Below are 14553 nucleotides of genomic sequence, written 5' to 3'. Positions count from 1 at the left end.
CGAAACAGGTGAGGCGGCCCCTCCACCGAGGTGAGGCCTACTTAACGTCCTCGTCCACCCAATCCATGGACTTGGTCACAGCCTTCTTCCACAGGCGCATCTGCCGCTCCTGCTCTTCGGCCGGAAGCTGCGGCTCCCAGCGCTTGTCCTCGCCCCAGTTTGAGCTGAGTTCGCCGAGGTCCTTCCAGAAGCCGACGGCGAGGCCTGCAGCGTAGGCGGCACCCAGGGCCGTGGTTTCCACGACCTTCGGACGGACCACGGGCACGCCGAGGATGTCGGCCTGGAACTGCATGAGCGCCTCATTGGCGACCATTCCACCGTCGACCTTCAACTCGGTCAGCGGAACGCCCGAGTCCGCGTTGACGGCGTCGAGCACTTCGCGGGTCTGGAATGCGGTGGCCTCGAGTGCCGCGCGGGCGATGTGGCCCTTGTTCGCAAAACGGGTCAGGCCAACGATGGCTCCGCGGGCGTCGGCGCGCCAGTACGGGGCGAACAGTCCGGAGAACGCCGGCACGATGTAGACGCCGCCATTGTCCTCGACGCCGGCAGCCAGCGTCTCGACTTCGGGAGCGGAGCTGATCAAGCCGAGGTTGTCGCGGAGCCACTGGATCAGTGAACCCGTGACGGCGATGGAGCCTTCCAGCGCGTAGTGCGGTTTCGCGTCGCCCAGCTTGTAGCCCAGCGTGGTCAGCAGGCCGTTCTTCGAGTGGACGATTTCTTCGCCCGTGTTGAAGATCAGGAAGCAGCCCGTGCCATAGGTGTTCTTGGCTTCGCCGGCCTGGAACGCCGCCTGGCCGAAGGTTGCCGCTTGCTGGTCGCCCAGGATGCCCGCGACGGGTACTTCCCGCAGCAATTGCGAGGTGTGCACCGTGCCGTAGACCTCCGAAGAGGACTTGATGGCGGGCATCATCGATGCGGGCACCCCGAAGGTGTCCAGGATGTCCTGGTCCCATTGCAAGGTGTCGAGGTCCATGAACATGGTGCGCGAGGCGTTAGTGACGTCCGTGGCGTGCACGCCGCCGTCGACGCCGCCTGTCAGGTTCCACAGGACCCAGCAGTCGGTGTTGCCGAAGATGAGGTCCCCGGCTTCAGCCTTGGCCCGCGCACCTTCGACGTTGTCCAGGATCCACTTGATCTTGGTGCCGGAGAAGTAGGTGGCCAAGGGCAGGCCGACCTTCTGCTTGAAGCGCTCGGGTCCACCGTCCTGGGCCAGCTCGTCCACGATTGGCTGTGTGCGGGTGTCCTGCCAGACGATCGCATTGTAGATGGGTTCGCCCGTGTTCTTGTCCCACACGACGGTGGTTTCGCGCTGGTTGGTGATGCCGACGGCGGCGATGTCGTGCCGGGTCAGGTTCGCCTTGGAGAGCGCCGAGCCAATGACCTCGCGGGTGTTGTCCCAGATTTCAACCGGGTTGTGCTCCACCCATCCGGCCTGGGGGAAGATCTGCTCGTGCTCCATCTGGCCGGACGAAACGATGTTTCCCGAGTGGTCGAAAACGATGGCACGCGAGCTGGTGGTTCCCTGGTCAATGGCGATGACGTATTGCGACATTTTGACGTCCTTGTCTGCTTGCTTTGGTAGTTGCGGGAAAAGTTTCTGAGCGGTTTGCTATTTGGCGACAGTGGCCATGATCGGTATTGAGTGGGCGACGAGTCCGGCGATGGTTCCACCCAGGAGCGGGCCGACGATCGGAACCCAGGAGTAGGCCCAGTCGCTGGAGCCCTTGCCCTTGATCGGCAGAATGGCGTGGGCGATGCGCGGACCGAGGTCACGGGCCGGGTTGATGGCATAGCCCGTGGGGCCGCCAAGGGATGCGCCGATACCCACGACGAGCAATGCCACTGCGAGCGGCCCGAGGCCGGACGGAGTGCCGCCGAAGGTCAGGATCACGAAGACCAGCACGAAAGTGCCGATGATTTCCGTGACGAGGTTCCAAGGGTACGAGCGGATAGCCGGTCCCGTGGAGAACACCGCGAGTTTGCTTGCTGCCAGCGGCTCGGCGTCGAAGTGCTGCTTGTGGGCGAGCCAGGCGAAGATGGCGCCGAGAAAGGCGCCGGTCAGTTCTCCACCGAAGTAGGTGAACGTGGACGCCGCGCTCACGGCTACCCCTGGGGCGAACTCGGCCTTGCCGTCAACCAAGAGGCCAAGCGTGACGGCCGGGTTCAGGTGCGCGCCGGACATGGCCGCCACGTATACGCCGGCGAATACTGCGATGCCCCAGCCAAAATTCACCATCAGGAACCCGCCGTTGTTACCCTTTGTGCCCTTGAGCGCGACGTTTGCCACAACGCCACAGCCTAGGAGGGTAAGCATGCCGGTTCCGAACACTTCGGAAAGGAAAACAATTCCGAGAGACATCTTTGACTCCTCATTTTCTTCTGTTGTCAGCCCTGCAGGTTTTGTTGGGGCCGTTGGGCCGGCGTCTGTTAGCGCCGGCCCGGTTGCGGTCATCCCTCACGGAGCGGAAGACCGCAACCCTTGTGTCCAGGCTTCTTGGCCGGAACAATCAAGCTGATGTGACGTACATTACGTTCATGCGACGAGGCTGTGAACAGTCACGCCATGAAAACGCAGAAGCACCTCCTGTGCATGCTGGATTTCCGCTTCACGCTGCGCTGCATCCCAGCCAAGCTGCGTGGCGAGGACCTCGGCGATTTCGTTCAGGAGCTCTCCCGTCACGAGGCCGCGGAAGGCCAGTGAGGTGCGGCGGATGAGGACATCCACGAGGTGCCCGATCTGTTCGTTGGCAGCCATGAACTCAAGCTCCCGGACGCTGAGCTCATTCGTGGAGCGCAGTTTCCGGTCCTCCCCCGCCTTGAGATAGGCAATGACGTCCTCAGCACGGGTGCCATAACGGGTGAGCAAACCGCCGACCCGGTCGGCGCCGAGACCGGGAGCCATGTGCTTCTTGACCCAGTCCTGGATTCCGTCTTCGCTATCAGGGAAACCCAAGCCGCCTCCGATGGCGAGTTTCGCCGTCGAGACCTTCCGTTCCATGCCCAGCTCCCGGAGGACGTCGTTGCTCAGGTGTTCGGCGAGGGCCCGGAACGTGGTCCACTTTCCGCCGATCAATGAAAGTACGACGGCGGCCTTGCCGCCTTGGGCGGCCGCAGGACCGGAGGCGTCCCGCTCCCTTCGCTCGATACGGTAGTCGCGTGACACGAAGCCCGGCTGGGTGTCGTCGTGGCGCGGAAGCGGGCGGACGCCGGCGAAGCTGTAGACGATATGGCTGCGCTCAACCTTGATGGACGGGAAGACATGCCCGACGAGGTCGAAGAAGTAGTCGATCTCGGCTTCGGTGCACACGGCATCCTGGGCCATGTCGGCGTCGACGTCGGTGGTGCCCACCAGGACGCGGTCACCCATCGGGTAGATGAGCACGATCCGCCCGTCCGTGTGTTCGAAGAAGATCTCTCGGCCTCCGCAAGCTGAGAGCAATTCCGGGTGGTCCAGGACAATGTGGGAACCCTTGGTTCCTCCCATGAAGCGGCTCGCGGCACCCATTGCCTCGTTGGTGAGATCCACCCAGGCGCCGGTGGTGTTGACGATAACGTCAGCCTGGAAGCTGAATTCCTCGCCCGTGAGCTCATCGCGCAGCAAAACAGCGCTCGGTGAGTCAGCGGTGGAGTCCATCGAAACAGAGTCCATCGAAACAAGGGAGACGTAGTTGCTGGCCCGGGAGCTGCCGCCCGGCAAACCGCTTCCGATACCCGCCTTTTCACCGTCCTGCAGCACATCGAGCGTCAGTCGCTCAGGGTTGTGCACGGACGCGTCAAAGTACGTGGCTGCGTATTTGATGCCGGGGTGCAATCGCGGCAACTCGGCCAAGGCCTTCTCCTTGCCACGGAACTGATGGCGGGGGACACTGCCGCCATCGCGGGAGAAGAAGTCGTACATGCTCAGTCCGAGCTTGATGAGGAACGCGCCGCGCTCCTGCGGCTTGCCTTGCTTGTGCGTGAGGAAGCGTGTGGGGGCGGAAAGTATCCCGGAGAAGGTACTGAAGATGGGGATGGTTGTCTGCAACGGCTTCACGTAATGGGGGGCGATCTTCAAAAGCCGGTTGCGCTCCACCACCGATTCCTGAACGAGGCGGAATTCGCCGTTCTCGAGGTAGCGGATTCCTCCATGGATCATGTGGGATGAGGCTCCGCTGGCGCCCTGGCAGTAGTCACCGCGTTCCACGAGGGCGACGTCCACGCCTTGCAACGCCAAATCGCGGAATGTTCCGACGCCGTTGATGCCGCCGCCGATGATCAGCACCTGGGCTTGCGGGCGTTCGCGAAGTGCCGAAGCCGAGGCCCGACGGGGTGATCCTGCTGCGGAACCGGAATTGCTGGTGTATCCCAAAACTGCTCCTTTGGGCTTTGGTTTGTGCGCTGCATCACTTGACGTCGCACCTTGCACAACTATTCTTCGAAAGAATGGAAAATGAAATCAAGCTACTTGCACAAACGTGCAGAACGGAACTGAGATGCCACGATCACGACATTCCGAGGCCCTCCGGGCAGCACAGATGTACTACCTCCAGGACCTCACCATGGACGCCATTGCGCGCGAACTTCGGACCTCGCGTTCGACGGTCTCCCGGCTGCTGTCATCGGCCCGCGAGTCGGGACTGGTCCAGATCCAGATCCGTAGTCCCCTGGATTCCGCCCCGGAACTGGAGCGTATGATCCGCAACCACTACGGCGTCGATGTGCATGTGGTGCCCGTCCTGGACACCTTGAACGAGGCGGAAACCCTTGACCGGGTGGCGACCCAAGCCGCACGGACCATTGGTCCCTTGGTCGATTCCAACGCCATTATCGGAGTGGCCTGGGGTGCGACCATCAGCGCCGTCAGCAGGCACCTGACCCGCAAGATCACGCACGGCAGCACTATCGTGCAACTCAACGGCGCCGGCAACATGCAGACCACCGGCATTACCTACGCCAGCGACATCATGCGCCGATTCGGCATCGCCTATGGTGCGCGGGTAGAGCAGTTCCCGGTGCCCGCCTTCTTCGACCATGCCTCCACGAAGACCGCTATGTGGAATGAGCGCAGCGTCCAACGGGTGCTCGACCTCCAGGCCAGGATGAGCATCGCCATCTTCGGTGTCGGGTCGGTGCATTCGGACTATCCCAGCCACGTTTACGCAGGCGGCTACCTCGATGAAACCGACCTTAACCTGTTGGCCAGCTCGGACGTCGTGGGCGATGTCGCCACGGTTTTCTTCCGCGCCGACGGATCCTCCGACGGCATCACCCTCAACGAACGGTCCACCGGCCCAAGCCACGAGCAACTACGGCAGGTCCGTCGCCGAATCTGCGTCGTCTCGGGTGCATCCAAGATCAACGGGCTTCGCGGAGCACTCAAAGCGAGGCTGGCAACGGACCTGATCGTGGATGAAGCAACGGCGAAGCAGCTGGTGAGTTTCGGCAGCCCTTCCTGAATAAATGAACGACCCTGAAACATTCCCGGCATCGAGGTAGGTAGAGTCTTGGCTATGAAACCCTCGCCCAGGCTCAGTCTCAACAACGGTGTCTTGATTGACCAGTTGGGGTTCGGGCTCTACAAGGTGCCGCCGGCGGACGCCACGTCACTGGTTGCCGCCGCGCTAGGCTCCGGCTACAGGCACTTCGACACAGCCGCCATGTATGGCAACGAGACAGGAGTCGGCCGCGGCATCGGCAGTGCGGTCATACCCCCGCCCGGCGTCGACAGCAACACGGGAGGATCCGGCGAGGGCACGCATGGTCTCTCCCGCGAGGACGTCTTCGTCACCACGAAGCTCTGGAACGACGACCAGGGCTACGATTCCACCTTGCGCGCGTTCGATTCCTCCATGGCGAATCTGGGCCTCGACTACGTCGATCTGTACCTGATCCACTGGCCCTGCGCGGGGCGCGGACTGTTCCAGGAAAGCTACCGGGCCATGGAAACCTTGTACCGCGAAGGCCGGGTGCGTGCAATCGGAGTCTCCAACTTCCAGCCCGCCCATCTCGAAGCACTCATGCAAAAAGCCGAAGTGGTTCCGGCCGTGAACCAGATCGAACTGCACCCATGGCTGCAGCAGACTAGGCTCCGGACCCTCCACGAGCAGTTGGGCATCCGCACCGAGGCGTGGAGCCCGTTGGGCCGCGGCCAGGTCCTTCAGGATCCGGCCGTCAGGGCGCTCGCGGACAAATACGGCAAGACGCCGGCGCAGATCATCATCCGCTGGCACCTGCAGCTGGGCAATATCGTGATTCCCAAAGCGAGTACCGCGGCACGCATCCAGGAAAACTTCAATGTCTTCGGCTTCGAGCTGGATGCCGACGACATGGATGGCTTGGCCGCCCTCGAACGCCACCACCGCACCGGCTCACACCCGGACAACGTCAACTAGGACCTGCCGAATGGAACAAGTGGACACCAACCACTCCCCCGAACCCGCACGAACCTCCCCACGGGAGTTTTTCAGCAAGGCCTTGTCCTCCCGGACGAGTGCCTCGGACATCGACCTCGACGGCAGCAACGTCGCCTATTGGTGCTATGAGCCGGTCACGGTGACCGCGTCGACCCGGACCATTTTGGTCATCCACGGTTTCCGCGGCGACCACCACGGCCTTCTCCGGGTCGTAGACCACCTGCCGGAAATGCGCGTCATCATGCCCGACCTTCCCGGCTTTGGCAGCTCCGAGCCTTTCGCCGGAGATCCCCACACCGTGGAACGCTATGGGAAGTTCATCACCGGCTTCATGGCGGCCCTGGGTCTTGGACCGGACACGGTTCTCTTGGGGCACTCCTTCGGATCCATTGTTGCCAGCCACTTCGCCGCGGCGAACCCGGGCGCCATCCGTCCGCTGATCCTGGTCAATCCCATCGCTGCTCCCGCGCTTGAGGGCCCCAAAGGGCTCATGACCAAGTTGGCAGTCCTGTACTACCAGGTCTCCGCCAAGCTCCCGCGCCGGCTGGGGCTCGCCGTCTTGCGCAGCCGCCTCATTGTCCGCGTCATGAGCTCCGCGATGGCCAAGACCCGGGACAAGGAACTCCGGGCCTTTGTCCACGGCCAGCACGATGCTTACTTCTCCGCGTTCGCTGACCGCTCGAGCCTCCTTGAGTCTTTCCGGGCTTCGGTGTCAAGCCATGTGGCCGAGGTTGCCGGGCAATTGGACCTACCCGTGTTGTTGGTGGCCGGCGAGAAAGACGAGATCGCCCTGCTCCGGGACCAGCACAAGCTGCTGGAGATGCTGCCCGACGGCGCGCTGGAAGTGATTCCCGACGTCGGGCATTTGATCCACTACGAGACACCGGCGCCGGCCGCCGCCGCCATCCGCAGCTTCCTGGAGGAACACCCCGCGTGAAGATCGTCATCGATGCCCGATTTACCCGCACGGACCATCATGACGGGATCAGCCGTTACGGATCGAGCCTCATAGCAGCGACGTCCAAGATCGCCGATGTCACCATGCTCATCAGCGACAAGCGCCAGTTGGCCCTCCTCCCGGACGTCCCCTACGTTCACATCAGCAGCCCGCTGTCACCCCGCGAACTGTTCGTGGCACGCGAGGTCAATAAGATCGGGGCCGATGTTGTGGTTTGCCCCATGCAGACCATGGGAACCTGGGGCCGCAAGTACGGGCTGGTCCTGACCCTGCACGATCTCATCTACTACGAGCACCCCGCCCCTCCGGGCTTCCTTCCGGCGCCCGTGCGGTTGCTCTGGCGGCTCTACCACAAGGCCTACTGGCCGCAGCGATTGCTTCTCAACCGGGCCGACATTGTCGCGACCATCAGCCACACCACCGAGGCGCTCATGGCCAAGTTCAATTTGACCCGGCGTCCGGTCCGGATTGTGGGCAACGCACCACAACCAGGCCAGACGCCGCGCGATCCCGCAGCCGGTGCCGAGAAGTCCCTCCTCTACATGGGCTCGTTCATGCCCTACAAAAATGTGGAGACGATGATCCAGGGAATGGCCGAATTGCCCGGATTCACGCTGCATCTGCTCAGCAGGATCACCCCCCAGCGCCGTGCCGAGCTGGAGCCCTTGGTCCCGCCGGGTGCACGGGTCGAGTTCCACAACGGCGTCACCGATGCCGAATACGATTCCCTCTTGCTCCGGGCCACCGCCCTGATCAGCCTGTCCAAGGCGGAAGGTTACGGGCTGCCCCTGGTCGAGGCGATGGCGCTTGGCACTCCCGTGATCGCCAGCGACACTCCCATCTTCCGTGAGGTCGGAGGAGACGCCGTGAGCTATGTGCACCCCGAATCACCGGGCGAATTTGCCGCGGCAGTCAAGGCCCTTGAAGACGGCGAACTGTGGCAGGCGCGCTCACGCCGCAGCGTGGAACGCGCGGCAGACTTCAACTGGGACGAATCGGCCCGGCAACTGCTGGCGGTGGCCGAAGAGATCGTTGCGATGCGAAGCCGCAAGCGGCGCTAGAGGACGTCGACGCCGTCGAGCCGTAATTGCACGGGTCCCGACGTGCGCTTGGCCGCACTGGCAGCTTTGACTGCCCGCATGGAACGGGTGGCAACAGCGGCTTGTGCATAAGGAATGAAGAGCAGCGTCCGGACGTCCGGATCGTCGTCCCGCCCCGTAGCACGCTGCGCCGACAGGGTGAGGGAAACCGGGGCGGGGCCCGCGGTGCGGAGCTGGATGGTGTTGGCCAGGCTTTCGGTGAAGTGCACGACGTCGGCCCGCTTGCCCGTCACTGACGCGATCCGCACGGCGGGCGGTAACTGGAGTTCCTGCCGCAGTGCCAGCTCGCGGGAGGCATATCCCGCAGGGTCCCAGCGCAAAAGGGCACCTGTCGCGGTGGTGTCGTCGGCGGTGATGACTACGAGCCCGCCTTCATGCGCGGGCCGTACGAGGGCTGCCGCATTGAACCATCGCCGCACGGTGTCCTCACCGGCCCGGAGGTTTTCCCTGCGCAGGAGCGAATTGCCATCCAGGAGCAGGGCCGCCGCGTAGCCGCCGGTTGCGATCGGCTCGGCGCCCACAGTCGCCACCACCAGTGCATGGGCGTCTGACACCGTGGCCTTGACCTGGTCTCCCGACGACGTCACGACGGCCTTGCCCGGAAAAGCCCTGCCGAGTTCTTCCGCTGTCCGCAGCACACCGGCGGCTCCCCTTCGAAGACGGCCTCCGCCGCAATGCCGGCACCGCCACTCCGGGGCCGGGGTGGAGCACCAGCGGCACTGCGGCAAGGCCGATTGTCCGGCGATTGCGATGGGGCCCTGGCAATTGTTGCACTTGGCGGATTCACGGCAATCTTCGCAAACGAGGGATGGGGCGTAGCCGGCCCGGGCAACCTGCACCAGGACAGGTCCTCGTTCCAGTCCCTCTTTGGCGGCCCGCCACGCGGCGCCCGGCAAGCGTGCGATCCTTGCAAGCGGATCGCGTTCCTGCTCGAAGCTGTCAGCCGTATTGAGCACCCTGGGCGTGCTGGAGCGGACCACCGGCCGAGGGGCCTCCACCGGTACCGCCCAGCCGCCCTCAACAAGCCGCTGAAGCTCGGTGCTGCGGCTATGCGCGGCCATGAGGCAAGCGGCTGACTCCTGTTCCGAACGCAAGAGCAGGATTTCCCGGGTATGGGCGTAAGGGGCACGCTGGTCAATGTGGAGATCGTCGCCGTCGTCCCAGCAGACCACCAGCCCAAGGTCCTGCACCGGAGCGTACGCGGCGGAGCGGGTGCCGACTGCTACCTTCGCGGCGCCGCTGAGGAGGCGAAGGTAGCTTCGGTACCGCGGTGTCTGGCCGTCGTCGGCCGCCAACCGCGCGACATCCCCCGGCGGAAGGACAGCGCGCAGCGCCGCTTCTATCCGGTCGAGATCACGGTAGTCGGGAACGACGACGACGGCGCCCCGCCCTGAGGAGCGGACTGCCGCCACGGCAGACGCCACAAGCTCGGGCCAGCCATCGGTTCCAAAACCCTGTGTCGCCGTCAAGACGGCACGGGGTGAGCCGCCCCCTGCCAGGTGCTGCAAGTACGGCGCTCCGTTGGCGTAGGAACCCCACCCCGCGTGCGCCTGCGACGAGGGGCTCTCAGCGGCCCTCGCCGCCCCGGTGGGCTCGTCCAGGAGGGAATCACCGGATAGGAGAAGCTTCTCCAGCCGCGCGACGCGCGGCGGAATCGCGGTGCGCAGGACATCGCTGAGCGTCCCGGCATAGCGGGCCGCGACACTGGAAGCAAGCTCCAGCAACGCCGGAGTCAGCACCGGGACGGCTGAAACCACCTTGAGAAGCGGAGTCAGGGCATGTCCGGCTTCCGACGATTCCGCGCGCTCCAGGACATAGCCGTTGAGTTCCTGGCCGCTGAAGCGGACCTTCACCCGGACGCCTGCCAGGGCGGTCGCATCCAATTCGGCCGGGACGCTGTAGTCAAAGGGCCTGTCGAGATGCGGCAAGGATGATTCGATCAAGACCCGTGCCACCGGATTGCTCGCCGCGAGGGGTGGCCCGGCGACGTCGCTCCCGCGCGAAGGGAAGCCTTGCAACAAGGACGGTTGATGGGACGGGGAAGGCGTCGCCATGGCAAACGGAAGCAGCGAACCATCGCTCATGCTTGTCACCTCCCTGGAGTGCCGGATGCCTTGGGTCAATCCAAGCAGGCACCACCGACAATTCCGGCTCTGGCTGGAGCAGCCAAGTCAGGCGTTGAAGAATTCCTTCAGTTCGTCCACGCGGTCCAATCGTTCCCACGTGAAATCGGGCTCGTCGCGGCCGAAGTGGCCATGCGCCGCCGTCTTGGCGTAGATGGGGCGCTTGAGGTCGAGCGCGTCGATGATGGCGCGGGGACGGAGGTCGAAGATCTCCGCAATCGCTTCGCTGATCTTGGCAGGGTCAACCGTCTCGGTCCCGAAGGTTTCGACGTAGGTGCCCACCGGACGCGCCTGGCCGATCGCGTAGGCGATCTGGATCTCGGCACGCTTGGCCAAGCCTGCCGCCACAACGTTCTTGGCTACCCAGCGCATCGCGTAGGCCGCCGAACGGTCCACCTTCGACGGATCCTTGCCGGAGAACGCACCGCCGCCGTGGCGGGCCATGCCGCCGTATGTGTCAACGATGATCTTGCGGCCTGTCAGCCCGGCGTCGCCGACGGGACCGCCGATGACGAAGGCACCGGCTGGGTTCAGGATATTGGCGACGTGGGAGATATCCAGGTTGGACACTGCCAGGACGGGGTCGATCACGTGCGAGGCGAGATCGGCGCGCAAGCGATCGAGGTGGGTTCCTTCGGCGTGCTGGCTGGAGATGACCACCGTTTCAACGGAAACCGGACGGTCGCGGTCGTATCCGACCGTCACCTGGGTCTTCCCGTCAGGGCGCAAGTAGGCCAGTTCGCCGCTCTTGCGGACTTCGGTGAGACGCTCGGAGAGCCGGTGGGCGAGCCAAATGGGCGTCGGCATGTAGGAGGGGGTCTCGTCGCTCGCGTAGCCGAACATGATGCCCTGGTCACCGGCGCCTTGGAGGTCGTAGTCGTCCTCCTGGCGGCCTTCGCGGGCTTCGAGCGAATTGAAGACGCCACCGGCGATGTCGTTGGACTGCTGCCCGATGGAGACGGACACGCCACAACGGGCGCCGTCGAAGCCGTTGGCTGACGAGTCGTAACCGATTCCAAGGATGGTCTCGCGGACGATCTGCGGGATTTCAACGTACGCATCCGTTGTGACTTCACCGGCTACGTGCACCAAGCCGGTAGTGGCCATGGTTTCAACAGCCACGCGCGACTCAGGGTCTGCCGCCAGGAGCGCATCGAGGATGGCGTCGCTGATCTGGTCGCAGATCTTGTCTGGGTGCCCTTCCGTAACCGACTCTGAGGTGAAGAGCCGGAGCTTGGACGGGATGCCGTGGGATTCATGGTGCAGCGGTAAAGTCACTCGACTACCTTACTTGGTTGGGGGCGGCCGGCTTCCGCCGTATGTCCCTATGCTAAGGATGGACCAGCTAAGGAACGAGCCTCACCCGGGGCCTAGGTGGCCGGGTGTACTCGGCTCAATTCAGTGCTGATCCGGTCAATGACAGCGGCGGCGACGTCGGATTTGGAACCTGCCGCCGACTGCGGGGCCGCGCCATGGCCGGAGAGAATGATCACAGAATTCTGGTCCTGGCCGAACACGCGCCCGACGCCGACCTGATTGACGACCAGAAGGTCACAGCCCTTGCGTTTGAGCTTGGCAGTGGCGTGCTCCAGGACGTTGCCGTCCTCGTCTCCGGTCTCGGCCGCAAATCCAACGATCAATTGCGTAGATGCCTCTGCGTCGCGGCGCAATACCAGCTCGTGCAGGATGTCCGGGTTCTGCACGAGGCGCACCACGGGGGCGTCGTTGCCGTTGACCTTCTTGATTTTCGTGTCTGAAACTTCGGCGGGGCGGAAGTCGGCGACGGCCGCGGCCATGATCACGACGTCGGAGCCGACGGCGGCTTCCACCGCGGCGTCACGGAGCTCCAAAGCCGATTCAACCTGGATCAGTTCGACGCCCGCCGGTGCCTGGACGTCCATGTGCGCAGCGAGGAACCGAACATGGGCGCCAGCGTCAAGGGCCGCGGCGGCCAGCGCAACACCCTGCTTGCCGGAGGACCTGTTCCCAAGGAACCGGACCGGATCCAGGGCTTCCCTCGTGCCGCCGGCGGAAATCGTGATGGTCCGCCCGGCCAGGGGTTTGGGGCCGGCAATTCCCGTTGAGGGCGCGGTTGAGTCGACCAACGCCATGGCGGCTGCGAAGATCGCCTCCGGCTCCGGCAACCTGCCTGGCCCGGAATCCGCGCCTGTCAGCCTGCCGACTGCGGGTTCCAGGACGGTGATGCCCCGGCTGCGCAGTGTTTCCACATTCGCCTGGGTGGCTTGGTTCTGCCACATTTCAGTGTGCATTGCGGGAGCGAACAGCACCGGGCCGTGGGCCATGAGGAGTGTGTTGGTCAGCAAATCCCCCGCCTGGCCGGTTGCCGCCTTGGCCAGCAAGTCGGCAGTTGCCGGGGCGACCACGATGAGATCCGCCTCATGGCCGAGACGGACGTGGTTGACCTTCTCCACGTCGTCAAAGACGCTGTTGCTCACTGGATTGCCCGAGAGGGCCTCCCAGGTAGCCACGCCGACAAAGCGGATGGCGGCCTCCGTGGGAATGACCGTGACGTTATGTCCGGCTTCAGTAAAAAGCCGGAGGAGCGATGCAACCTTGTAGGCTGCGATCCCTCCCCCGACTCCGAGGACTATGCGCACGTGACCTCCGTCAACAGGCAGTCTGTTTTACTCTGCGGGCTCGATGGGGGTGGAAACCAGCAGGCCTTCGTTGATCTCGCGCAGGGCGATGGAAAGCGACTTCTCGTTCAGCTTCGTGTCGACCAGCGGGCCAACGTACTCGAAGAGGCCCTCGTGCAGCTGGGCGTAGTACGCGTTGATCTGGCGCGCGCGCTTGGCGCCGAAAATCACCAGGCCGTACTTTGAATCGGCAGCAGCAAGCAGCTCGTCGATCGGCGGGTTGATGATGCCTTCAAGGTTCGTGGACACGAATTCTCCAAATTCTAACGGGCTGACAAGTGCTAGCGCTTAGCGCTGGTGCGGGGTAAGCCCCATGAGTGAAACAAGCTCGTCCGCTGCCCGGCGTACGTCGTCATTGATGACGGTGTGGTCAAACTCCGGTTCAGCGGCAAGTTCCAGTTTAGCGGTTTCCAGCCGTCGCTGCTGTTCCTCCGGGGTTTCGGTGCCGCGACCGACCAAGCGGCGGACCATTTCATCCCAGCTGGGCGGAGCGAGGAAGACGAAGTTGGCGTCCGGAACCGCTGCCTTGACCTGGCGGGCGCCCTGCAAATCGATCTCCAACAGCACGGACCGGCCTTCGGCAATGGCAGCGTCCACCGTGCTCCGCAGCGTTCCATAGCGGTTCTTTCCGTGGACGACGGCCCACTCAAGCAACTGGCCATCATCGACAAGTGCGTCGAATTCTTCGGCGGACTTGAAATAGTAGTGGACACCGTCCTTCTCCCCCGGCCGCGGCGCACGGGTGGTGGCTGAAACTGACAGCCAGACCTCGGGGTAATTGTCCCGGATATATGTGGATACTGTTCCCTTGCCAACGGCAGTGGGGCCTGCGAGGACGGTCAGTCCCGGATTCTTGCTCACATCGTCCTTCGTGGAGAGGCTATGTACGCTGCATTCGTTTAAACGCTGTATTTGTCTTCCATAAAATCTATCAGCGACCGGGACTGGTGAATTCCCAGGCCCTTGAGCCTGCGTGACGGGGCGATTCCAATCTCTGCCATGATGGCCGCAGCCCGGACCGGGCCAATGCCCGGAACGGCCTCGATGAGCTCGGAAACACGCATGCGCGCGATAGCTTCGTCAGTCTGCGCCGACTTGATCAGCCGGCCAATGCTGAGTTCGCCCGTCCTGAGCTGTTCCTTCGCGAGAGCCCGCCTTGCCCGGGCTCTCGCTGCCTTTTCCAAGGCATCGGAACGTTCCTCTGGAGACAAAGCCTTTAAGGTCACTGACACATCCCCCTTTGGCCGGCATCGAGTGCGTAGCGGATTGGACTGATCCCGAAGCTATCGTGTGGTCAGCACGCAGCGCAATGCATTGGAGCCA

The 14553-nt window shown here is 63.7% G+C and carries 13 protein-coding genes; 4 read left to right on the top strand and 9 right to left on the bottom strand.

Features of this window, described 5'->3' with window-relative positions; all coding sequences use genetic code 11:
- Positions 1-37: 37 nt before the first annotated feature.
- From glpK to AC1DJW_RS07470, 3 genes are all read right to left on the bottom strand, one after another.
- Complete coding sequence (glpK, locus tag AC1DJW_RS07480) at positions 38-1552, bottom strand: glycerol kinase GlpK (RefSeq protein WP_284755651.1); 1515 nt, start codon at positions 1550-1552, stop codon at positions 38-40.
- Positions 1553-1609: 57 nt separating this feature from the next.
- Complete coding sequence (locus tag AC1DJW_RS07475; protein WP_234754211.1) at positions 1610-2359, bottom strand: MIP/aquaporin family protein; 750 nt, start codon at positions 2357-2359, stop codon at positions 1610-1612.
- 174 nt (positions 2360-2533) lie between these two features.
- Positions 2534-4348: a glycerol-3-phosphate dehydrogenase/oxidase gene (locus tag AC1DJW_RS07470; protein WP_476901058.1), complete on the bottom strand. Its 1815-nt coding sequence runs from the start codon at positions 4346-4348 to the stop codon at positions 2534-2536.
- A gap of 124 nt (positions 4349-4472) precedes the next feature.
- Between AC1DJW_RS07470 and AC1DJW_RS07465 the strand changes: the two genes are divergently transcribed.
- Genes AC1DJW_RS07465 through AC1DJW_RS07450 form a run of 4 tightly spaced genes read left to right on the top strand, consistent with a single transcriptional unit; the run spans position 4473 to position 8411 of the window.
- Positions 4473-5435 carry a sugar-binding transcriptional regulator gene (locus tag AC1DJW_RS07465; RefSeq protein WP_476901057.1) on the top strand — a complete coding sequence of 321 codons (963 nt, stop codon included), beginning with the start codon at positions 4473-4475 and terminating at the stop codon, positions 5433-5435.
- 54 nt (positions 5436-5489) lie between these two features.
- Positions 5490-6371 (top strand): aldo/keto reductase, encoded by an 882-nt coding sequence (locus AC1DJW_RS07460; RefSeq protein ID WP_390277358.1) that lies wholly within the window; start codon positions 5490-5492, stop codon positions 6369-6371.
- A 10-nt stretch (positions 6372-6381) separates the two neighbouring features.
- A complete protein-coding gene (locus AC1DJW_RS07455) occupies positions 6382-7329 on the top strand; it encodes an alpha/beta fold hydrolase (RefSeq protein WP_284755657.1) in 948 nt (315 codons plus the stop codon).
- Positions 7326-8411 carry a glycosyltransferase family 4 protein gene (locus tag AC1DJW_RS07450; protein ID WP_390277360.1) on the top strand — a complete coding sequence of 362 codons (1086 nt, stop codon included), beginning with the start codon at positions 7326-7328 and terminating at the stop codon, positions 8409-8411. Before AC1DJW_RS07455 ends, AC1DJW_RS07450 begins: the two co-directional genes overlap by 4 nt.
- Here AC1DJW_RS07450 and AC1DJW_RS07445 read toward each other — a convergent pair.
- The 6 genes from AC1DJW_RS07445 to mihF all read right to left on the bottom strand — a co-directional run bounded on the left by AC1DJW_RS07445 (position 8408) and on the right by mihF (position 14456).
- On the bottom strand, positions 8408-10534 hold the full coding sequence (locus AC1DJW_RS07445; RefSeq protein ID WP_476901056.1) for a primosomal protein N': 2127 nt from the start codon (positions 10532-10534) through the stop codon (positions 8408-8410). The genes AC1DJW_RS07450 and AC1DJW_RS07445 overlap by 4 nt on opposite strands.
- An 87-nt stretch (positions 10535-10621) precedes the next feature.
- Entirely contained in the window at positions 10622-11851 is a 1230-nt protein-coding gene (metK, locus tag AC1DJW_RS07440; protein ID WP_284755661.1) for a methionine adenosyltransferase, read from the bottom strand.
- A gap of 92 nt (positions 11852-11943) precedes the next feature.
- Positions 11944-13191 (bottom strand): bifunctional phosphopantothenoylcysteine decarboxylase/phosphopantothenate--cysteine ligase CoaBC, encoded by a 1248-nt coding sequence (gene coaBC, locus AC1DJW_RS07435; RefSeq protein ID WP_284755662.1) that lies wholly within the window; start codon positions 13189-13191, stop codon positions 11944-11946.
- A 27-nt stretch (positions 13192-13218) separates the two neighbouring features.
- The gene (gene rpoZ / locus AC1DJW_RS07430) at positions 13219-13479 is read right to left on the bottom strand and encodes a DNA-directed RNA polymerase subunit omega (protein ID WP_028267125.1); all 261 of its coding nucleotides are present in this window, start codon (positions 13477-13479) and stop codon (positions 13219-13221) included.
- 39 nt (positions 13480-13518) lie between these two features.
- A complete protein-coding gene (gmk, locus tag AC1DJW_RS07425) occupies positions 13519-14091 on the bottom strand; it encodes a guanylate kinase (RefSeq protein WP_459340544.1) in 573 nt (190 codons plus the stop codon).
- A 38-nt stretch (positions 14092-14129) separates the two neighbouring features.
- The gene (gene mihF, locus AC1DJW_RS07420) at positions 14130-14456 is read right to left on the bottom strand and encodes an integration host factor, actinobacterial type (RefSeq protein WP_476901055.1); all 327 of its coding nucleotides are present in this window, start codon (positions 14454-14456) and stop codon (positions 14130-14132) included.
- Between the last annotated feature and the right edge of the window lie 97 nt (positions 14457-14553).

The sequence above is a fragment of the Arthrobacter sp. 05L417 genome, assembly GCF_056397865.1.
The sequence above is the reverse complement of the archived record's forward strand: the minus strand, read 5'-3'. Positions and strand labels throughout refer to the sequence as shown.